Genomic DNA, 20,974 nt, shown 5'->3' with positions numbered 1-20,974 from the left:
ATCATTACCGTGAAATATTCACCTCCATTAAAATAGCGGAAGAACCATTATTCAAATGGAATACTCAGTCGTAAAAAAAAGTACGACAAAATGTAGTATACAAGTACGACAAAAAATAGGGGTAAAATAGCCAGAAATAGCCAGAGTTTTTCAATTTTTAACAGTCGGTCATACTTTAGGTGGAGACTAAAATCAAAAAATAAAAAAAGAACCGCTAATTAAAGCCATTCTTTTAACAAAATATTGTTTTTTACTGGAGCTAGCGGGCGGAATCGAACCGCCGACCTACTGATTACGAATTAATCACCTTATTCTCAATAACTTTTACTAACATCTATAAATGGCTTTAATATACAATTATAGAATATTTCCTTTTAATATCTTCTAACGAAATTCAATGAAATAACGACATGAAAAATCAAATTAAACACCAAATAAACACCAGTCATAAATAATTAAAATACTATATTAACGCCGTTTACATGGTATAATACTATTAAAAACGGAGGGTATTTTATGACGAATGAGGAATTAGTAATGGCTTATCAAAATGGCGATAAATCCGCTATGGCAGCAATCATAGAAAAAAACCGAGGTTTAGTTAATACCTTTGTTAACCAGTGCCAGGGTTTAGAAGCGTCATACCTTGACCGTTATGATCTGGAGCAAAACGGATGTATGGGTTTAATGGATGCTGTGAAAAGATTTGATCCGCTTCTAGGGTTTAAGTTCTCCACTTATGCGAGTATGTCCATAAAAAGAAATCTATACAGGTCCATAAGGGTTTCTACCCCATGGGAGAAGAGGAGCTCGAGTGAAAGTAAACTGTGTAATGTCATTAGTGCTTTTGATTTTCTTCCTGGGACTGAGAATGTGACTTATATGGATACATTTGAAGATGAATCAGCTCAAACAGCTTACCATGAAGCCATAGAGGTTATAGACAGAGAGATATTGAGGAAAGACCTCTTCCTTGTCTTGAATAAAGGTTTGGGAGCAAACAATCTGGCGAGGAATTTGATCATCTTAAATTATGGCCTTACCGGTAAAGCATACTCTGTAAATGAATTAGCAACGAAGTATCAATTATCATTAAATAGAATCAACCACTTAATCCCGGCAGGATTAAAGAAAATAAAGCGTTCCGAAGCTGGGAAACAGTTAAAGGAAAAATATAAAATCGAATTTTTTCATAATTCCCTGGAGAACTTAACGGCTCTTCAATATAAAAATCCAGTTTATTGTGCAATCGAGCTTGAATATTTGAAAGCAATCAGTTGAAATTTCAATAAAGAAGAGGTAGAAGAATGTCAACACAAAGCATATTTGAAAGTTATTATGATAATAAAACAGCATTCATTTTAGTTAATTGGGAAATAAAAGAGAAAGATGGGTTTGAAGTATCGTTACTCCAGAAAAGAAGTGATTGGCTATTGGCTCATATTGAGTTTGTAGATAAGTTATTATCATATTGCTCAGAAGAAGAAAAGAAAATTATTGAACTGAGGATGCAAAAAATGTCATGGGCTGGAATCGCGAGTGTTATGCTAATGAATGTAAGGACAGTACAAAAAAAACATGACCAGGTATTCAAACGGTTAGAAAAAGTTAAACAAAGTATACAGAAAAATTAATCTATACAGAGCCTCTTATTGGGCAGAAACTGCTCTAAAAAGCATAGTATTAAATGAAATTTCCCCTGAAAAAGCCTATTCCTATGGATTTCGTTCATATTTCGCATATAAGGCCTTTTAGGGAGTTCACCATGATAAACCACTACTAGGAATGGATTATCGCTTTATTTTATAGGCTTTTTTATCTTGCCATAATAAAAATCCTTCCATATTAAATTTATTTCAATATTAATTAGGAAGGATTTCTAACCTGACACAAAATTATTTACAGTCTCCCATGAGCAGATCTTTTTGTTAGTTTATCGCGTAATACCGGGCCATTAAGGCTGGGATAGTAATCTCACCACCCATTGTAGATTTGTACGTATACGCCCCAATAAAATCCCCCCAAAATGAAACAGTGTCTCCTTCAAGAACTTGTCCCTGAGCATATTCTCCAGTGTAGCCAACAAGCACAATTTGGTCATAGTCATCATTAAGCTTTACTCGATAATCGGTTTCGGTAGAACCTACGGATACTTGGATAACTTCACCAGTCATTACTAATTGCTTTGCAATGTTTCTGTCTGGGAATCTTGCCAACTCCTCATAAGGTATTTCTATACATCCCGCTTTATATGTGTCTGGGGCAGCAATTAAGGCAGCCGCTTTATCAGCAGCTACTTTGTCAGCAGCGACTTTATCAGCTATTACTTTATCCGCGGCAGCTTTGTCTGCGACAACCTTGTCTGCGGCTACCTTTTCTGCGGACTCTTTTTCTGTAGAGGTTTGTTCTGCAATTACTTCTGTTTTATTGGTGGTATCAGGATTTGTAGTTTTTGATACATTTCCACCACCAATAAATCCACTAAACCATGCCAATGAATAAAAGCCTAATACTACTGTTAAAACAATTCTAGTGTACTTGCCGCCTTTATTTCCCACCCATAATAGCGCGATACCAGCCGGTGGAATAAAGATACACACAAGGACAACCAACCACGTTTTTTTCCAAATCGGCACTTTTACTTTCTCTTCCAATTCCTTTTCCTCCTAATATAGTTTACTACTATTATACACTTTTAACGCGAATTAAAATGTTTATTTATAGCAAATTTTTAACATATCTCACTTTAATCTCATATCACGCACTTATCTCTTGAAATCATATGAAAAAAGACCACCCAAAGGTGGCCATAAGTATTTCTTTCATTAACTGGTTATTACTTCTTTTCTTCATGATTTTGTTTTTGTATCATTTCTTCATAACCGGCTCTTAAATGAGCATTTTCCGGAAGCTTTAACAGCTCGGACGTTGGTGTAACGAACAGACTAATGTTCAATGATGCATTTTTATATGCCTCATCCAGCTGTTCTTCGGTAAATATTCCTATCTTTTCCAGCGCTTTCTTTTGAAACACTGGGTCAATACCGTGCAAATTATCAATCTTCTTGCTCATCTTGTTTATTATCTCCTATTTCATTTGATTTCTCATGTATTAATTAAAAGTAATTGTTGCACTAATTGTGCTCCTTATCTCAGGAACTTGCACCGATCGTCAATATCTAACCAAAGAAACTGCAATAATCATTCTTTTAAATTATATACTTTCATCATCATTTTTTTTCCGATGCGACATCGACATCGACATCGGTGCTACAAACGCAGTAATATCGAATGGAATCTTGAATGCTTCATCCAACTGTTCCTCTGTATAAATTCCGAACCTCTTAAGTGCTTTCTTTTGCGCTTCCCGGTTAGCTCCTGGCATAGATTTTGTCTTCATGGTAATACTGGTACCTCCTTCATTAAATTATATAGGCATTTACAATATCTTTGACTTATTATTTTATGGGAAGAGGCATGGAATGACAACGGGCTTTCCCAGCTTTAATATATAGTACCCATATATATTATGTTAACCCGTCTTAACCCTCAAAATCAAATCTTTGCTATTGATTTTCCCTAGATCGGGAATCTGCCGGGGCCACTTCAATATCTTTGATCACTTCTTGCAGCTGTCTTGTGGTCATTTCATCAATAGGGTTTGAGTTGATGAAGTCTTGGCGCTGGTCTAGGGGAATGTCTAATAATGCCAATATCTTTGTTTGATTCAAATTCGTGAGCGCTGCGGAATCTGTCCACTCTTCTGCAACTTTCATGAATTTAGAAGCTGTCCAATCGATTGGTCACTATACTTTTCAGCTTCTCCCAGAGGCTTTTCTTTTTAAAGGCGGCTTCTTCGATCTGTTGGGGAGGCTCCTGCTGATTAACTGCGGCGATCAGAAGACTTTGCTCTTGTATAACTGCTTCAAAAAAGGCATTGAAACCTTTAAGTCCTATCAGGCCTTTATCTTCTTGCTGAAGCCTTTCCTTTTCTGCTAATATCATATTTATATCATTTGATTTCAATAATATACGGCTATAAGCAAGAAGAAAATTTGCGGTTTCCAGGTGTTCCGGTTCAATACCAGCGATGCAAGGCACCGGGTAATTAAAAGTAGATTCTAATTCTGTATTTCCATTTTCAGCAATAATTATTTGTGTTTGTTCCAAGTCAATTTCCTCCAAAGTTTTAATATATTTGTATTGAGTGGTGGACATTCCCCTCGGTAGATGTCCACCTTTCTTTATACGATCTTTGCTTCAATTAGTAATTCGTTTAAAACGCTGATACTTTTATACTCTGGGAATGGTACCGGCATTCCCCATGGTTAACAGTTTAATGGCTTCCTGGAACCCGATAACAAAGCCCTGATACATAGCACAGCTAACATAAGCGTTTATGCTTCCGTCAACCTCCAACATCAAGTCCTTGTTTTTGATTTCTTCAAGAGCTGCATACACTGCTCCATACGATTCAATGAACCACTCAGCCTTGTCATAATCAATTTTGCTTTCTGCGAGATTCCATAAAGCTTCCAAGCGTTCATCACCAATACGGTTATAAGTCGTTTGTAATTTTTCCATGTTGTACATTTTCTCCTCGAATTAAATTATTATTTACAAATGAAGAGGGATTAACCCTCTATACGATTACTGCATTTATACGCAACCCATAATAAAAACCATTTCCGCCGACGATCTGTTTTAATGCGCCTTTTAAGGCTGTTCCAAAATCCATGACCTTTGATAACCATTCAGAGATTGAAGAGGCCAAATAGCCAACACAGTAAGATTTTCCGTGTATAGTGGCTATGACCTTTATAGCATGATTATCAAATAAGCTTTTAGTGTCTCTTTCCAGGCTAATGGAAACCTCTTCGGGTGAATAATGCTTAATATGTTCAATTGCAGTTTGTCTTTTACCCTGGGTGACGCCCTTAACAATCAAGGTTTTACCTTTGGCCAGTTCCCAAGCCTTTTTAAATGCCTGGCTTCGAGGCAATCCATTTCCGGATAACTTATTTGCGGTTCTGACGATCTCTGAACGATTATACATTTTATTACTCCTTTCACTGTTTTATTATAGTTTCATTATACACTAGAACGCAACATCAATCAACACTTTAATAAAACTTTATATTTATTAATGAATATTTTGTTTTATTAGGGTATAATATATAAAAAGGCAAGGAGGTACAGAAATGGAAATAGAACAAAGCGGAGAAATAAGAAATGAGATAAAGGCGTATATCGCAAAAAGCGGGTGGACTTTAACCGACATTGTAAAAGAAATGAATAAAACCCGGGATGCAAAAGAGCAAACAACATCACAAAACATATCTAATAAGCTAACCAGGGGTACAATAAAATATAGCGAATGCAAAGAAATTGCGTCAATTATAGGTTACTCAATCAATTGGGAGCCAAAGCAATAACAAACGCAAACATAAGAAGAGGCTCTTTTGTTGCCAGACACTTTCTAATATTTTGTTATAGGGCCTAATTCAACAGCGCCTCTTCTTTTTTGTATTCTCTGGACTTGCAAAAATAGAACAAACTAATTTTAATTCTATCTATTTCTATTGATATACGTGTTAATACGTGCTATAATATAGACATGATAAGGAAGGGGCTAAAACATATGCCAATGACTCCAAAGCAAATGATCAAGCTCTTAAATGAACATGGATTTATTGAAGATCGACAAAACGGCTCCCATAAATTCTTTGTGAATAAGATTACTGGAAAAAGAACCACCGTGCCTTATCACTCAAAAGACCTTAAAAAGGGAACTGAGCAGCAAATATTGAAAGATGCCGGGCTGAAATAGGCTCGAGACTTATATAAATCCTTAGAGGAGGAAAAGTCACATGAAAAAGTTATTTTATCCAGCCGTTTTTATTCCTGAAGATGATGACGGTTTTTCCGTATTCTTTCCAGATATTCCCGGCTGTAATACCTGTGGCGATACCATAGAGCAAGCATATGAAATGGCTTTTGAGGCGTTGGGTCTTGTTTTGTCCTATATGGAGGATAACAAAGAAACAATCCCATCAGCATCTAAACCACAAGATGTTAAGTTGGAAGAGGGGCAATTCTTAGCGGTGATCGAATTTGATATGATTGCCTATAAAAGAAAAACTAATTCTAGAGCGGTGAAGAAAACACTCACCATTCCCTCTTGGTTAAATGATATTGCACTTGAAAAGAATGTCAACTTCTCCCAGGTGCTTCAGGATGCTCTAATTGAAATACTTGAAAGTCGGCAAAAATCGACTGTAAATATCGGAAAAACAGAAGGATTATATAGGGTTTCAATAAATCAACCATCTAGTTTTAAAAAAAGGTTTTTAAACCGAAAAAATGGATTATTAAATCAAAAAACAATCAAAAGTATCTGTGCCCATAATCAACCGGGAAGAAGAGGTTAACCCTTCTTCTTTTTTTTATATTCATCTGTGTATGTCTTATAAATAAAAACCTACCCATGAAGAGGATTTTGGACATTCTGCTCTCAACTGGATTGGTTTCAATGAAGTCTTGGCGCTGGCCGGGTGGGATGTCCAATAGCGCGAATATTTTAGTCGGTTGAAAATTCGCCAGCGCTGGCGAATTTGAAAACTCATTCGCCACCTGAATAAACATGTTTTTCGTAGCTAAATTTTCAGCCGCCAGGTGTAGAGTAACAGTTTAAGGGATCGCCCCCCAATTATGGGTTTTGACCTTGGTATGCACCTGCTTTCTTGAAATCTTCTTTCTCCAGCCCATAAAAGAAAACCACCTGACCTTTAAAAGTTGGTGGTTTCTAATTCATTATAATTTCAACCCCCTAAAATTCGGAGGTTGATTTTTTATTTAGTATCCGAGCTGCGCCTTTATATGAATAAAGTTACTCATATTGCACTCATCCTCCCTTTCATACCTGCCTTGGTTCCTAAACCCTTGTCTACAACACCAATTAATGTTTTGCTGTCAAGATATACATTGCCGCCTTTTTTTGTAATGTCGACTAATTCATTCACTCCCTTTATCAGTTCTCCAACCATACCAGTATAAGTTCTATCCTTTGATTCATCATTTGATCCAGGCGCCTGATTTAACGTCTTTAAATTAACAGTTGAAGAAAGATTGCTTGACACTTTTGCCATCTGTGCATCTACCGATGCTTGCATTTTTTCCATAAGCCCTGATGACATGCCAGCATTCAGCAAACTGTTGTCCAATTTATTCTCAGCAACCGTTCTGACGGCTTCATCTTTATGTAATTTATACAACCCTGTTTTTGGCACACGATCTGTACCGTTGGCGTAACTACCCAATATTTCTGATGAATCGATCGCTTCGCCGTTCTGATAAACCCCGAAGTGGAGATGGGGGCCCGTCGAGATACCAGTGCTACCAACTAAACCAATTGTTTCTAACTGGCTGACCATTTGACCGACACTGACTAAAACTGATGACAAATGGCCATACAATGTTTCTAAACCATTACCATGGTCAATGATGACATGATAGCCATAACCTTCATTTGGATCACCGCCGGCATATGTAACTTCACCGGCCCCCGCTGCGCCTACTGGTGTTCCTTCGGATGCACCGATATCAATACCAGCATGGTTAGATGATGCACCTTCGGTTGGGCTGTCACGGCCTCCAAATCCTGAGGTAATCGAACCATTTACCGGTGAGGTTAACCCAGACAATGAAGCTCCACCAATACCGATGGATTTAAAAAACTCTGCTGCGCCGGTACCGACAAAATCAATCGCCGCTTTCAAGCTAAGATTGCCACTTGAAAAAGCGTTCTTTAGGTCCTCGACCATCTTTCCTACAAAGCTCATTAAAGAATCACCGTTAAGCCCGTTGATTAAGCCTTGCATCATGTACTTACCAATGTCAAAGAGTTCGGTGGACGGAGAGTTGATGCCTAAGGCTTTGCGGAACTTTTCCAATACTTGGCCAGCCAAACCAGTGATTGCGCCGTAAACATTTTCGGCGGTTTCTCTGATGCCATCGCCAACTTTAGTGATCATATCAATGGCGATATTTTTTAAATCAGTTGGTAAGTTTTGGACGGTGGTCATGATGGTAGTTTTGATTTCTTCCCATTTGGTACCAGCCGTTTCCTTCATTTCGTCCCACTTGGTGGCGATGCCAACGGCTGTTTCAACGAGTTTACCTATTGTGTTATCATAGATCGACTGAACGGCCCCTGAAAGAAATGATGTAATGGAATTCCATACAGTAACACCATTATCATAAATTCCCTGCCATGATGTGGCTATTGCGGTACCTATTCCGCTGAATATCCCTGTAATTACACTCCACAGAAAGTTTAGTATTGATCCGATTGTATTAACGACATTCTGGACCGCTGATCCTGCAAACTGCCAGGCGGTGGACCAGTCACCCTGAAGGAGGGCAACAACTAACCCGATGACATTCATGACAAAGCCGATTACATTGGTTAAGACCTGATAAATTGGCGTTAAAAAATTGATGATCGCCGGTAGTGACTCCATGAATGCATTGAACATTGCTGATAGCGCTGGGATAACATCTTCGTACAGTGTTTGTACTAAGTATAAAAATACTGGTTTAATATTCTCCCAAAGACTTTGGAAAGCTCCAAGAATCGGCTGAACAGCTTCGATGATCTGTGGCATAACCTCCATTACTTTGATTTTGGCTTCTTCAAAAGCCCCTACAGCCACCATTTTGACACGTTCGAATTCTACTCCAAACGGTTCAAGTTCATCAGCAACGCCGGAGAAATCCATTTCCTGTGCGCTTGCAACGAGTGTTTTAAACCCTTCGCCAGCTAACTGCAAACCTGATGTTAGGCCTTTTAATGCGCCAACGGCTAATCCCAGGATGGGACCGCCGACGATTGCCATAAAATCAGTCCACGCCTGATTGACGTTTCCCAATTGATTTTCTAAACCATCTGATTCCCTGGCAGCTTGCCCGGTAGCTCCCGCAAGCTTCTGCATATTCTGGGAATACTCCAAGCGTGTGGCCTGTTTGGTAGCCTCATCCAAACTAGACCATGCAGCCGTAGTCCCAACCAATCCTTTTTGGATGGCATATTGAGCCATTTGGGTATCGTTGGCAAATAATCCAATTGCCTCTCCGCCTTCATAGTTACCCTTGATAAAACTTGTTAATGCACTATTCGCATCGGAGTAGGAAACATCATAAAATGCTGCAGCGTCCGCACTGGCCGTTACTGCATCAGTAGCTTTGGCCATTGCTGCTTCAGTATCAAGACCCAGTCCTTTGAACATCGATGTCATTTGAGACATTGATGGTTTTAACCGGTTCGGTACCATACCAAACTTTTCTGCCATTTTTTCAACGGCTTGTTGCGCCGCAGGCTCCAATTCTCCAAACACCTGGGTAAATTGAGATTGAATAGCCTTCGCAGATCCAGCAGCTTCAATGGCTGATTTCCCAAAAGCTATAATTGCTACGCCTGCTGCTGCCGCTGCTCCAGCTACTAATGCAAGGCCTCCGGAAGCGCGGCTACCCATTTGAGACAAGGAGTTTCCGGTAGAACCACCAGATTTTCCAATTCCGTCAAGATCATTTTTTACAGATCCGGCACTTGCTTTACTTAACCGTTCAAGTTCATTTAAGCCTTTTTTGATGCCACTGGTATCAACACCGGTTTCAACTATAATTTTGCCATCTGCCAATAATTCACCCCCTTTAAAGGATAAAATCATCGGCTCATAATGGCACTACTTGATTTTATTGCTTATTTTGATTTTATTTTATAATCTTATTTTTTTACCGAACTAAATTTCTTTTTAGTTGCTGGCCGTGTTTTAGGGAGATGATCCATGGTCTTTATCACAGCTGGTTTCTTTTTCACAACTTTCAAGTACTTGTCCATTGAACCATTAATTGACTCTGGTGCCTTTTCAATTTCAGTAACAATCTGCATGAACGCATCCATGTGATCAGTAAGGCTCATCTTGCCCTGGAAAACAGCATCAGAAGCGCCTTCTCCAAATACTGTATCAAAGAAAGTGTTGATGGTGATACATGGTTGTCTTATCATATCACTGACTCTTTCGCTTTTTTCGGACTCCGTGGTCAAGTTTCCGAGTGCATCCTGCACTAAATCAAGAACATCCGCATCCATTAAATCCAGTTCTAACTCAACATCATTTATAATCATTGTTTTCTCCTTAGATTTTTATTTTCATTGAACTTCTTATTACTTAAGAAGTTTTAATTCTGATTCTTTTTCAATTTTATAGAAACATTTACGCTGTGCCTCTATCATTTTATCCGGTAGCTTCACAAATTCATTTACTATTTCTTCAAGAGCTGCAAATGAATTGGTTAAATTCATTTCCCCTGGGAGGACCGCATCTGCTGCACCTTCTCCAAACATTCCATCAAAAATTTCATTTATAATCATACATCGTTGGCGGAGTATATCCCCTATCTGATCACACTTTTTATAATCCCCAAATAAAGTTTCAACCATATTTTGAAACTTATCTGCGGTATTCACATCCATTACATCCAATTCCAATTCAATCCCATTAATAATCATTTGTTTCTCCTCAAATATCTGTTATCCATACGTTTTTTCTTTATCGTTTAATTTTTATCTGACTAAATTAAAAAAGTGCCCTATTCGCCAACAATCTCACCACCACCTTTGTATTAGTGTGGTAAAAATCATCGGCTCATAATGGCACTACTTGATTTTTATCTTGCTATTATTATATAATAATTCGCTATTTAAAGCAAGGGATATACTCTTTTAAATAGCCTTTTCTAGCGTTTTCACCCTCTTCTTAGAATATTATATAAATCCCATTGAAGAGGTACGATACTAATCTCTTACCATTAACTTTTTTTCCCTGGGACTCAATGTACTATCTGTCTTTTTATCGCTTAATGGTACTATTATTTGCATATAATCACTAAAAACTACAGGTTTAATACATATTTTTATGACTTTTTACATAGATATTGCTTATTATAATATTTCCAACACTCTGATGAAAGTCAGGTATCACCTGAAGATAACGCTCACAGCTTATCATTTTCATCTTTATATTTTGTAATGTAATAATGCATATTTTATCTCCTTATTTATATTTAAATATTTACCCTTGTTTCTTTTTGTTCATCATCGTATACTTAATTTATCAGTGTCATACCACTGAATAAATAGTGCGAGGAGGTGAAAATATGCCCAGTATCCCATATGTTGATATTAGCGATAATCGGTCAGTAACTGCTGTAGTAGAACTGTCCAAAGCTTCTGACGTCATGTTCCTTGATCAAAATAATTATAACAAGTATAAGGCCGGACGTGATTGCAAATATCATGGTGGCCATTATACTCAGTCTCCGGTAAGAATTACCGTGAGTGGTATAGGAAGATGGTTTCTAGTTGTTGTCGGTAGTGGCCAGTACAAATACAGTTTTCAGTAATTTTCCCAAAAGCAATTTCCTGTACGAAGGTAATTGCTTTTATTTTGCTTTCTTAGCAGCCTGAACACTCTTCTGGCTAATACTTCTGGCTAATGCTTCTATCAAAACCTAACACCCGATTTCGTTCGTTCTGCAATGGCCACAACTGATTCAACCTCTGGGATTGCCGCCTTTATTTTACTCATATTAAATCCTCTTAACGGTTTGTTTTTTATGGCGAACGTTCGGGTAAAAATGGCGAACGTTCGCCATTATGCTTTAGTACCATTTCCTTCTGGACTCATCCTGTAAATCAAAGCTATCCGTAACTGTTGACCGACATTTATACTAACAAATCTTAACAATTTATACCAGCAAAAATCTGAAGTTTTATGAAGTAGTAATTTGCATTATTTTTATTTTGCAACAACCGTTTAAGCCCCTTATATCAAGCATATAGAATCTTTTCTTGGTTGCAACGTTGCGTTTTTCTTGGTTGCAACGTTGCGCCCTGCATGACTTTTGCCTTCATACCTTTTCTTCTTTTATATGTGCTTGAAGAGCCCATGAATAATGATCATATAATAATTGGTGAACCCTCATTAGTTGAAAGTCAAAGGTATAACTGACAATAACATTATAAGGAATAGGTGTGACCTTAACCGTGCCATCTGGATTAATCCTAGTGATCTGTCGTGTGACCATAGCCCGGATATATTTAAAAACTTCCTCTGCTGGTTCCCGGTCATGGTAAAGCTTGAGTAAATTATTGAAGAGGCAGCGTTCATCATAAGGCAATGTTTCCAGAGTAATCTTTTCATGCACTCCGGTTCTTAATGCGTTGCTGTTACCATTAGGTGCCCCGTGACCTTTGGCGTTATGATTGTCTTTGGGAGCTCCATGGCCTACAGCGTGTGTGTTGCCGAACGGAGCCCCGGCCTTTTTTTTAATCATACTTTTACTCCATAATTGTTTGTTTGTTTTTGATTATTTTGTTTTCAAAACTGCATGTTATGAATTTTCTTCCTTCTCCTTCTCCTTCTCCTTCTCCTTCTCCTTCTCCTCTCGCAACCGTTTCCTTTCAAGTACCTCTTCCACTGGAACATCAAACATTCCAATATTGAACGGTTTGTTAAACGCTTCTTCTAACTGTTCCCTGGTGGTAATCCCCAACATTTCAAGGGTCTTTCTCTGAACCTCTGGATCAACGCCCAGTGAATAATCTTTTTCTCTTGTCATTGTACCAACCTCCATACTAAATTATTTTAGGCTCCTATTAGCGCTCTAAACTTTTCAAGCTCCAGTTCGAAAAATAAAGGATTCTTATATTCAACCTTTGCTGCTTGTTCCAAGTAATCATATAAAGCATATTCAACTTGGTATTTTTCTTTTAATTGAATCCCAATAGCAGAAGATCTAATTTTACGTAATCCCTTCTCTATCTTTTGTCGCACTCCTTCAGTAGATAATCCATACATTGATGCAATTTCATTCAAAGTATATGCTTTCCCCGTCAATCCATATTTTAAAATAATGAAGGTTCTCTTTAATTCGTTAATTTCAAAAACAGTGTTCAATACTTTAAAAAGCTCCCTTCTTAATATGGCCTTGTCCATTTCAATAATTGCATTATGAAATGCATTTTCTGCGTCCTTATCCTCGATCTGATCAATATAGGTTAGATTTTCTGTTCCCGGTACGGGTTCAAAAGCACTGATAACCTGGCAAAGTTTGCTTTCTTTTTTATACTTACTCTCCCATGGAGATGAGAATCTTAAACTCTTATAGATGTACCTCTTAATTGATTGACTTGCGTAGGTTGTGAATTTAAACCCGAGGAGAGGATCAAACCCTTTAACGGCGTTCATTAGCCCAATATATCCGTTTTGTTCCAGGTCTTTACTATCAAGGTAGGAGATCCCAGAGAGTTGATAATATTGATTTGCGAAATGGCATACTAACCCTTTGTTTTTAACAACGATCGCCGTCATAGCTTCTTTATCACCGTCTTGGTATGCCTGGACAAGCTCTTCGTTCGTCATTTACGCCCCCCTTCTTATGCTATTTCAAGTTAGCTATATCCCAATATACGTAACCATATTTTGTGTAGTTCTTGATAATGTTCAGTTGGTTTTTTAGTTTTATTGCTGATTTCTGTCCAGCTTAGAGCATCAATATATTTGAGCTTCATCACATATTCAACATCACAATCATTGATGTTTTCAATCACATAATTCACAATGCACTTATCTTTTACCAATTCTTTAATATTATTATTCAAGCCATCGCATATTTCTAGATATAATGTTAATATCTTATTATTTTCTGATCCTGGCATCTTTTTAAATAAGTTGGCCATTCTTGTTGCATCATTCATCCAGCGTTCTAAATCACGACTTTTATATTCAATAAGTAAACAAATACATTGGTATCCTTCCAATAATTCTTTTCTGCGGTTCTTTTCATCTGTTGTTTTTTGCACTCATCGACCTCCATTTCCGTAATTAGTGAAGAGGATTAACCCTCTAAGATAAACACAAACAAAGAAGTTTATTGATCACCCCCAAAACCTTTCCCGTTATAAAGTCCCATCTTCAAACCATGTTTAAAAGCCTCTGCTTCTTTGACTTGTTCAACAGTCAACCTGATTAGTTCATCGTTTTGATAATTGGTTAATGGAAGATCCTGGTTATAATTGCCTAATTCAGTGGCTAAGTGTATAAATTCTTTTGATCTTTCAATTTCAATGGCGCAATCCGGATCACTATAATTAATATGGAGACTCATTGGATCACCCCGGGTTTACCTTGAAACATTTCTTTGAGTGTGTAGAGCATATATAAAGCATCATTCATGCATTCCTCTGCAAGATCCAAATCCATGTATAGACTTGATTCGTAATCAGGTTCTTGACCGTTTGCATATGCTTGCGATATTTTCGATACATCAATCTTTTTTGAGAGTTCATATTTTTGCCCGTGTACGTGCAAATGTGCTATATCAATCACATTTGCAAGTTCTTCAAATAAATCATTTCCGCCTGTAAAAGCTGTTGCCATTTTACTCATTTCAAATTCTCCTTATTTCGCTAATTTCAAATATCTCGGTAATCTTTTTATGACTGGAATTGATTTGCCGTTTTCGTCAAGAAGAAAAGATTTCCCCTTATTATCTGTGTAAGCACGATAAACTGGTAAATTCAACTCTTGATCTTCTATGAACCTCTCCATTAAGCCTTGTCCGGTTTCGAGTCTATTTAAATTGCTCATGACACTCATGATTTTTACACGATATTTCATCACGCTGGGGTTCATGAAATCCCATAGCAGGTTTAATGCTGCCTCTTCGGTACCGATCTGTTTGTCTATGCCATGTTCATTTAATGCGGCCATGGTCGTGAAATAATCTTTTATTCCCCATTTTTCCCCATCATAGGTCTTTGCCGGTGGAAATATGGTCATCATATCTTCTGGGGTTAATCCCTTCATTGTGTCCATAAGAACATGGTTGAAAACAATCATAGATTCATGGTTTTCAAGGCTTTTATTTTCCATCTCCACAACTTCAAAATATTTGACTATGTAGAAAAAAAGTCGCTGCGCAAGTTCCTTATTATCAAAATCCAGTTTCTTCGCTTCCATGGTCCGGATCATACCCTCTAAATAAATACGCTCATAATCGATTACCGGCTTCTCCTTTTTCCCGCCCTTTATCAATCTCAATAAGTTTTTCAACATCGCTTCTCCTCTTTACATTGTATTTAATGATTAGTCCTTTTTCTTACCCTCATTCCTCTAAAAAGAAGAGGTCTACCAGCGCCATAAAAGTAATATTCGCCTTCTTGGTTAGCTTCGACTCTGCCAATGATCCATTCTCCATTAATAAATAGTTCTAATGAGCTACCACAACCAAAATTATAGCTTTCGGTGCGATCGTCATAAATGATGAAGAACTTTTGCGTCCGGCTGTCCTCTTCAAGTACACCTTCTTTTATAGGGCTGTTCAAATATTCCAAATGATCCCTGGCAATATCTAAACAGCCAATAACTTTTTCCAGTGTGTCCCTTGCTTCTCGATTCTCCAAACTTTGAAAATCGCTTGTCATGTTTTCCGGCTCCGTATGTTTGAAGATATCTTCCAACTCATAATGGGCCTTGCTTATAATGTCCCGGGCCTTCATATATTCATAATTCATAGCACACCCTTCTTTTAGTTTGATTCTTTTATTTAGCACTAAGCAAGCTGCATAGTATCAAGAGATAGAATTCCTTGTTTTAAAATATAATGCTCATTTATTTTATTCAAAAGTTTAAATTTTAACTCTTCCTAGTTCGTCACAATTGTATGAAAACAGTTTAACTATCGGTAACCCCCGCAATGCTTCTCCATTTTGGCAATCACACATCCCGACACTTTCATGCTTATCTTTGCCGATTAAAAACACATATCCTATACCCTGGCATTTATCGCATGGAGTTTTAATACGTTTTTCGATTGACTCATACGTCGATTTTGCAATTCGTAGTATATCCCCAGGCTTTGGATCATGGCCTTCGCCCTCAGTCGCATATTTAATAAATGCCTTATAACATTTATCGTAAGTTACATTTTTTAATATCTCATCCCAAATATCCACGGAAAACTCATTAATGTTGACCCGGGGATAAACGCTTTTAATCCTATCAAGCAATGCTTTTGTTTCCGTTTCCCTCAATTTCAGCCCTCCCTTTCACCATAAATGATTCAACTCCTGCTCGCTCTATAATATCTGCTGGCGTTGGAGGAAACTTCGATTCCTTCAGTGTTTTAGTTAACGCCATGATTGCAAATTGGTAATCTATGTCTTTTAATAATTCATGCCACACATCTTGTTTTAATGGATTTATATCAAAATTCTGGTAAATAGCTGCAATGGTGGTTAATATGGTTATGGTTTCACTTTTTATCAAAGATAGTCAACTCCTTCGGTTTATTATTTTCAATTTCTGCTAATTTGAATGCATTTTGCAAATTTTGCGGTAGGTTGCTGTGTGGTGAAGATGCCATTTGGTTTAGATAGGATTCAAACTTATTGCCGAATAGTGTTTCAGGTCTCAAGAATTTTGACATTTTCGGATCGTTCTGCCACTCAGCATTTTTGATATCTATTACCTGCTTAAAATCATCAATCGTATATTTCTCAGAAAGCCTTGCTTTTATCAATGCCTGGGTTGCTTTGGCGGTTGGTTTATAGTTAGTTCCAAGAACACCATTGAGATAGTTAATAATTTCGATGGATACCGCAGAGCAAACCGCAGGTTGTTTTTTATTCTCATTGTTCTCAGTATTAACATTATTTACAGTATTGGCATTATTAACATTATTGTTTGTGTTTGAACGCTGTACGCTCGCTGTTTGGTCGCTGTTCGTTTGTTGTTTGATCGCTGTTTGGTCGTTGTTTGCCGGCTGTTTTTCGGTTGTCGATTGGATGCCCTTAAAACCCTGAAATTCCTTGTATTTAACTACTCCTATGGTTGTTTTTTTGGTGTCTGATTTTTTGATGATCATTTCGTCTTTTTCTAAAACTTCTAGGAAGCTTCTAACCTTGGACCTCCCCCAACCCCACCGGTCCATTAATTTTAAGTCGGATGTTATGAAGCTTCCAGCCGATACTTCCACTAATTGGTTTCCTAACAAAAACTTATTGTCCTGGTGGTTCGCCATTAACAAAATATCTATCCATGCGCTTCTTTTATCGAATGGTTTTTCATCCCAAACCCAATGATCCTGGATACTTCGATGTAGACTTATCCACCCTTGCTTTGCCATTTATTCACCTTCTTTTTATTTGAAAACTTGCAATTCTTCTGGCATGTTGTTCTATGAAAAACTTTCATCCCTACTCACTTTATTTAAGCATTCCGATGTTTTTCCGATATTCTGACATTCGGTCTGTTTGAATATGCGTCACATTTTCCGGAACATCCTCTTCTTGAACTATTTCTTGAAGAGGGCTGTTCAAATGATTAATCAGCTGATCCAGGTTAATAAGGTGTTTTTTACCTACTTTGATACTCCTGATCGTTCCTTCCTTTACAAGCCGTCTTATCGCACAGGCTGTTAAGGCAGTGCAAGGATCGAGTTCTTTTAATTCAGCCGTGATTTCACAAACTGTCCTCATCCTAGGTATGTTCATCATTTTAAACCGCCCTTTTCTTTTAATTTTTCAATCGCTTCTAAAATCTGCTGCTTTTCTTCATCTGGCAGTTCCTTTCGCATTTTTCGGGAAAATACACTTTCATTAAAATTCAGAACCTCTGCCACTTGCCATTGTCTAACACCTTCCTTTTTCATTTGTGTTCTTAAATCAATATTAGTCATTCTTAGTTCTCCTTTTCCGTTATTAATATTATTGACTTTTGTTGTTGTTTGTTGTATTATTTAATTAGTGGTAAACAATGTTGTTGTTTTTTATATCTTAACATCAATAAACAACAAAATCAAGTGGATAATGTATTTTTTTCAATTATAAATAATAATATTTACGAGGTATAAAATGTATTTAGATGGCTTAAGTTTTATAGAAGATGGTTCTTACACTTTTCTTTTTACTGAATTAACAGGTGAAGAAAAAATTCAATTGATACCTCTTGATTTTAACAATGGGAAAGGTTTCGGAAATGTTTTAGTGGATTTAGCTAATTTAAATTTTGAAAGAATTTCATTTATAATTAGAAATTTAAACAATGCTAAAGATGATTGTAATGAGAAAAATTTGGAAACAACCTTAGAAATTTTAAACACAATGTTAGTTGATGAATTTGGTTTTATATGCGGTTCGCTAATACAATCAGATTTTTTTTGTTTGTTATCGGATTATATTAAAAATAAAAATGAGTTTATAAAAACTTTACATAATTATAATTGTCCTGATGGATTATTTAAAGATACCGATTATGATGATTGGGGTGATCGAACAATTGAACATCTTTTATTATCTATTTTACCAGCAGTTGGAACATCCCTTGCAGCTTGTCACAAGATAAGTTCTTGCATAGCAGCTAATGAAGATCTAGAATTAGTGGTAAATTTATTCACTAAATTAATTAATAATCAACGTATTGATTATAAAATTTCTGTTATGGGTGGCAAAATAACCCCTATTTATAAAGTTCATAATATATTTTCAATGATATCAATCGAGGTATCAAAAATATTAGAGAAGGACATAGATATAAATATTTGTAATAATTGCAAAAAATTCTTTATTCCCTTAAATAGGTCCGATACTCAATTTTGTGACAATGTGAGCCCCCAAGACGAAAATAAAACCTGTAAAGAATATGGTCGATATATCAACTATTTAACAAAAACACAAAATGATTTAGCCACCAAACTTTACAAGCAGATATACAACAGCAAAGCAAATAAGGCTAAGCGAACAAGAAACATAATATTTCAAAATGATTTGAATAAGTTTAGACTTTTAGCGAAAAAATACAAAAACAGAATAAAATTGGGCGAAATCACTGAAGATGAATATATAATCTGGCTAAAGGATCAAAAATTAGGCAATAAGGAGGATTAATCCATGGCAAATATACAAAGAAGAGGAGATTCATACAAAATAACTGCTTACAGCGGCTATGATACTGCTGGAAAACAAATTAGGAATACTATGACCTACAAGCCCAAAGAAGGCTTAAGCCCAAGCAAACTAAAAAAAGACCTAGATAAAGTTGCCCGGGACTTTGAGGAAAAATGCGCTCTGGGTTATGTCATGGATAGCAATGTTAAACTGATTGACTTTATTGAGATTTGGTTTAGGGACTATGTTGGCAGCAAAGACCTCTCCCCAGTAACTGTCAGCGGATACCAAAGTCTTTCAATAAAAATTGTTGAAGAACTGGGCCATATCAAAATCGGAAAAATCACATCAAAACAAGTCCAGGATTTCTATGCTAAGATAAAAGGCAGTGACAGCGGCAAAGGTGGGGAAAAGTTCAAGGTTACTGATGAATATTTGTTGATCACTTCCAAGCTCAAACAAAAGGATATTTCCTCTAAAGCTGGAATCAATGACGATACTTTAAGAAGACTAAAAAAGGGTGGAAATACAACCTTTGATGTTGCGAATAAGATTACCAAAGCCCTGGAGCAGGAATTTGGTACCCTCTTCTCATCAACCAGTGGTGAAAAGAAGGTCACTAATGATACTGTGCTGCACTACCATCGCCTATTAAATAATATTATGAATACCGCGGTTAGATGGGGTGTAATACCATTTAATCCTATTGAAAATCGGGTGGAGCTTCCAAAGACCGAACGTAAAGAACCAAAATATATGGATGATAAAGAGGCCTTAGAGTTCTTATCACTGATGGAAGAGGAGCCAATCAAATACAAATTAGCCCTTAATTTGCTCATATTCAGTGGTCTAAGACGTGGTGAAATCGGTGGTTTAAAGTGGTCTGATATCGACTTCGACGGTAATATAATCACCATCAAGCGAGCATTAAAGTATATACCAGGTAAAAAAGCTTTTGAAGGTGATACCAAAACATTTAAATCCATGCGAAGCATTAAATTACCCGAATTTATCTTTGATCTGTTCAAGGCTTACAGACTTTGGCAACTAACCGGACGCATTCAGGTTGGTGATCGATGGAATGATACCGACTATGTCTTCACCCGGTGGAATGGTGAGCCCATGAACCTGGATACCATTGGTGGTTATTTAAAGAAGTTCACGGATAAGCATAACTTGAAGGCCGTACACCTTCATTCATTGAGACATACCAATGCTTCTATACTCATAGCCAGTGGCGTGGATCTTAAAACAGTTTCATCTAGATTAGGTCACTCTAACCTGTCAACAACCGGTAATATTTACGCTCATGTTATTGATACCGCTGATGCAAAAGCCAGTGATGCACTTGAAAATATTTTAATTTCACCCACTAATAAAGCTCAGTAACTTTCGTTACTGAGCTTAACTTTTTACATAATTAAACACCAAATAAACACCAGACAGTGGGTTTTCTTAAGAAAATAATATTTTATGCAATAAAAAAAGAGAACCAAAAGGCTCTCTCATGCTATTCTTACTGGAGCTAGCGGGCGGAATCGAACCGCCGACCTACTGATTACGAATCAGTAGGTAAATGGCTTATTGTAGGCATTACTATATGATATACGACATTTTTACGACACAGTTTGCTCTTTTTTTCAATTGCTAATACATAGGGGCCATCATTCTTTATGTAAGTACACTTGTTGCCAACGTAAATATGCAAATTAATTTAAAATCACTATATCTTCATTGTCACTTTATTTGATGGAGGCGGTCCGTACCGGTTTAAGATGACAATTAGTATTAAATATTATCGACATTATTAATCTGAATTAATCATTTATCTATATGACGTTCCTTGCGAGATACGAACTCCCGACTTTCCGGTTCATGAGTGGATTGGGAAGTCTCTGTCGTCAGTCGCATCCTCGTTAATTCATTTGACTATAAAACGCATTAACCACTTATCTTGATGCTCTG

The 20,974-nt window shown here is 37.0% G+C and carries 31 protein-coding genes; 8 read left to right on the top strand and 23 right to left on the bottom strand.

What is annotated here, in order from left to right:
- Positions 1–516: 516 nt before the first annotated feature.
- On the top strand, positions 517–1,281 hold the full coding sequence (locus AKG39_RS11925; RefSeq protein WP_050740631.1) for a sigma-70 family RNA polymerase sigma factor: 765 nt from the start codon (positions 517–519) through the stop codon (positions 1,279–1,281).
- Positions 1,282–1,307: 26 nt separating this feature from the next.
- Positions 1,308–1,634, top strand: coding sequence for a hypothetical protein (locus tag AKG39_RS11920; protein WP_050740630.1), 327 nt, complete (start codon positions 1,308–1,310; stop codon positions 1,632–1,634).
- Between the two features lie 294 nt (positions 1,635–1,928).
- On the opposite strand, the gene AKG39_RS11915 is transcribed toward AKG39_RS11920, so the two are convergent.
- The 7 genes from AKG39_RS11915 to AKG39_RS11885 form a co-directional block, all read right to left on the bottom strand.
- Positions 1,929–2,654 (bottom strand): hypothetical protein, encoded by a 726-nt coding sequence (locus AKG39_RS11915; protein ID WP_050740629.1) that lies wholly within the window; start codon positions 2,652–2,654, stop codon positions 1,929–1,931.
- Between the two features lie 182 nt (positions 2,655–2,836).
- Positions 2,837–3,073, bottom strand: coding sequence for a hypothetical protein (locus AKG39_RS11910; RefSeq protein WP_050740628.1), 237 nt, complete (start codon positions 3,071–3,073; stop codon positions 2,837–2,839).
- A gap of 141 nt (positions 3,074–3,214) precedes the next feature.
- Entirely contained in the window at positions 3,215–3,400 is a 186-nt protein-coding gene (locus AKG39_RS11905) for a hypothetical protein (protein WP_050740627.1), read from the bottom strand.
- Between the two features lie 166 nt (positions 3,401–3,566).
- Positions 3,567–3,776 carry a DUF3102 domain-containing protein gene (locus tag AKG39_RS11900; protein ID WP_050740626.1) on the bottom strand — a complete coding sequence of 70 codons (210 nt, stop codon included), beginning with the start codon at positions 3,774–3,776 and terminating at the stop codon, positions 3,567–3,569.
- A gap of 4 nt (positions 3,777–3,780) precedes the next feature.
- Positions 3,781–4,170, bottom strand: a complete 390-nt coding sequence (locus tag AKG39_RS11895; RefSeq protein ID WP_126981247.1) for a hypothetical protein — start codon at positions 4,168–4,170, stop codon at positions 3,781–3,783.
- A 123-nt stretch (positions 4,171–4,293) separates the two neighbouring features.
- On the bottom strand, positions 4,294–4,584 hold the full coding sequence (locus tag AKG39_RS11890) for a hypothetical protein (protein WP_050740624.1): 291 nt from the start codon (positions 4,582–4,584) through the stop codon (positions 4,294–4,296).
- A 58-nt stretch (positions 4,585–4,642) separates the two neighbouring features.
- Positions 4,643–5,056, bottom strand: a complete 414-nt coding sequence (locus tag AKG39_RS11885) for a hypothetical protein (protein ID WP_050740623.1) — start codon at positions 5,054–5,056, stop codon at positions 4,643–4,645.
- A 145-nt stretch (positions 5,057–5,201) separates the two neighbouring features.
- Here AKG39_RS11885 and AKG39_RS11880 point away from each other — a divergent pair, with 145 nt between their 5' ends.
- The 3 genes from AKG39_RS11880 (at position 5,202) to AKG39_RS11870 (ending at position 6,431) form a co-directional block, all read left to right on the top strand.
- Positions 5,202–5,435 (top strand): hypothetical protein, encoded by a 234-nt coding sequence (locus AKG39_RS11880; protein ID WP_050740622.1) that lies wholly within the window; start codon positions 5,202–5,204, stop codon positions 5,433–5,435.
- Positions 5,436–5,641: 206 nt separating this feature from the next.
- Complete coding sequence (locus AKG39_RS11875; protein WP_050740621.1) at positions 5,642–5,830, top strand: type II toxin-antitoxin system HicA family toxin; 189 nt, start codon at positions 5,642–5,644, stop codon at positions 5,828–5,830.
- Between the two features lie 40 nt (positions 5,831–5,870).
- A complete protein-coding gene (locus AKG39_RS11870) occupies positions 5,871–6,431 on the top strand; it encodes a type II toxin-antitoxin system HicB family antitoxin (protein ID WP_083439525.1) in 561 nt (186 codons plus the stop codon).
- Between the two features lie 462 nt (positions 6,432–6,893).
- Here the strand turns inward: AKG39_RS11870 and AKG39_RS11865 are convergent, their stop codons facing one another.
- The 3 genes from AKG39_RS11865 to AKG39_RS11855 form a co-directional block, all read right to left on the bottom strand.
- Positions 6,894–9,698, bottom strand: a complete 2,805-nt coding sequence (locus AKG39_RS11865; RefSeq protein ID WP_050740620.1) for a peptidoglycan DD-metalloendopeptidase family protein — start codon at positions 9,696–9,698, stop codon at positions 6,894–6,896.
- An 86-nt stretch (positions 9,699–9,784) separates the two neighbouring features.
- On the bottom strand, positions 9,785–10,186 hold the full coding sequence (locus AKG39_RS11860) for a DUF6673 family protein (RefSeq protein ID WP_050740619.1): 402 nt from the start codon (positions 10,184–10,186) through the stop codon (positions 9,785–9,787).
- Between the two features lie 39 nt (positions 10,187–10,225).
- Positions 10,226–10,570, bottom strand: a complete 345-nt coding sequence (locus tag AKG39_RS11855) for a DUF6673 family protein (RefSeq protein ID WP_050740618.1) — start codon at positions 10,568–10,570, stop codon at positions 10,226–10,228.
- A gap of 647 nt (positions 10,571–11,217) precedes the next feature.
- On the opposite strand from AKG39_RS11855, the gene AKG39_RS20880 reads away from it, so the two are divergent.
- On the top strand, positions 11,218–11,463 hold the full coding sequence (locus AKG39_RS20880) for a DUF1883 domain-containing protein (RefSeq protein ID WP_050740617.1): 246 nt from the start codon (positions 11,218–11,220) through the stop codon (positions 11,461–11,463).
- Positions 11,464–11,970: 507 nt separating this feature from the next.
- Here the strand turns inward: AKG39_RS20880 and AKG39_RS11845 are convergent.
- From AKG39_RS11845 to AKG39_RS11785, 13 genes are all read right to left on the bottom strand, one after another.
- A complete protein-coding gene (locus tag AKG39_RS11845; RefSeq protein ID WP_050740616.1) occupies positions 11,971–12,396 on the bottom strand; it encodes a hypothetical protein in 426 nt (141 codons plus the stop codon).
- Between the two features lie 57 nt (positions 12,397–12,453).
- The gene (locus AKG39_RS11840) at positions 12,454–12,681 is read right to left on the bottom strand and encodes a hypothetical protein (RefSeq protein WP_050740615.1); all 228 of its coding nucleotides are present in this window, start codon (positions 12,679–12,681) and stop codon (positions 12,454–12,456) included.
- Between the two features lie 26 nt (positions 12,682–12,707).
- Positions 12,708–13,484 (bottom strand): sigma-70 family RNA polymerase sigma factor, encoded by a 777-nt coding sequence (locus tag AKG39_RS11835; protein WP_050740614.1) that lies wholly within the window; start codon positions 13,482–13,484, stop codon positions 12,708–12,710.
- 29 nt (positions 13,485–13,513) lie between these two features.
- Entirely contained in the window at positions 13,514–13,924 is a 411-nt protein-coding gene (locus AKG39_RS11830) for a hypothetical protein (RefSeq protein ID WP_050740613.1), read from the bottom strand.
- Positions 13,925–13,992: 68 nt separating this feature from the next.
- Positions 13,993–14,229: a hypothetical protein gene (locus AKG39_RS11825; protein ID WP_050740612.1), complete on the bottom strand. Its 237-nt coding sequence runs from the start codon at positions 14,227–14,229 to the stop codon at positions 13,993–13,995.
- The gene (locus tag AKG39_RS11820; RefSeq protein WP_050740611.1) at positions 14,226–14,510 is read right to left on the bottom strand and encodes a hypothetical protein; all 285 of its coding nucleotides are present in this window, start codon (positions 14,508–14,510) and stop codon (positions 14,226–14,228) included. The genes AKG39_RS11825 and AKG39_RS11820 overlap by 4 nt, the downstream gene beginning before the upstream one ends.
- Positions 14,511–14,522: 12 nt before the next feature.
- Complete coding sequence (locus AKG39_RS11815; RefSeq protein ID WP_126981248.1) at positions 14,523–15,176, bottom strand: hypothetical protein; 654 nt, start codon at positions 15,174–15,176, stop codon at positions 14,523–14,525.
- Between the two features lie 26 nt (positions 15,177–15,202).
- Entirely contained in the window at positions 15,203–15,637 is a 435-nt protein-coding gene (locus AKG39_RS11810) for a DUF5348 domain-containing protein (RefSeq protein WP_050740609.1), read from the bottom strand.
- A gap of 114 nt (positions 15,638–15,751) precedes the next feature.
- Complete coding sequence (locus AKG39_RS11805; protein WP_050740608.1) at positions 15,752–16,156, bottom strand: hypothetical protein; 405 nt, start codon at positions 16,154–16,156, stop codon at positions 15,752–15,754.
- Positions 16,125–16,391, bottom strand: coding sequence for a replicative helicase loader/inhibitor (locus tag AKG39_RS11800; RefSeq protein ID WP_050740607.1), 267 nt, complete (start codon positions 16,389–16,391; stop codon positions 16,125–16,127). The genes AKG39_RS11805 and AKG39_RS11800 overlap by 32 nt, the downstream gene beginning before the upstream one ends.
- Positions 16,378–17,250, bottom strand: coding sequence for a conserved phage C-terminal domain-containing protein (locus tag AKG39_RS20500; protein ID WP_050740606.1), 873 nt, complete (start codon positions 17,248–17,250; stop codon positions 16,378–16,380). Before AKG39_RS20500 ends, AKG39_RS11800 begins: the two co-directional genes overlap by 14 nt.
- A gap of 79 nt (positions 17,251–17,329) precedes the next feature.
- A complete protein-coding gene (locus AKG39_RS11790) occupies positions 17,330–17,620 on the bottom strand; it encodes a hypothetical protein (protein ID WP_050740605.1) in 291 nt (96 codons plus the stop codon).
- A complete protein-coding gene (locus AKG39_RS11785; protein WP_050740604.1) occupies positions 17,617–17,802 on the bottom strand; it encodes a hypothetical protein in 186 nt (61 codons plus the stop codon). Before AKG39_RS11785 ends, AKG39_RS11790 begins: the two co-directional genes overlap by 4 nt.
- Before the next feature lie 175 nt (positions 17,803–17,977).
- On the opposite strand from AKG39_RS11785, the gene AKG39_RS11780 reads away from it, so the two are divergent.
- On the top strand, positions 17,978–19,009 hold the full coding sequence (locus AKG39_RS11780; RefSeq protein ID WP_050740603.1) for a DUF6076 domain-containing protein: 1,032 nt from the start codon (positions 17,978–17,980) through the stop codon (positions 19,007–19,009).
- 3 nt (positions 19,010–19,012) lie between these two features.
- Complete coding sequence (locus AKG39_RS11775; protein ID WP_050740602.1) at positions 19,013–20,398, top strand: tyrosine-type recombinase/integrase; 1,386 nt, start codon at positions 19,013–19,015, stop codon at positions 20,396–20,398.
- Positions 20,399–20,974 lie beyond the last annotated feature (576 nt).

It is taken from the genome of Acetobacterium bakii, assembly GCF_001263355.1.
Taxonomy (GTDB): domain Bacteria; phylum Bacillota; class Clostridia; order Eubacteriales; family Eubacteriaceae; genus Acetobacterium; species Acetobacterium bakii.
This window is presented reverse-complemented; position numbering and strand designations above follow the sequence as displayed.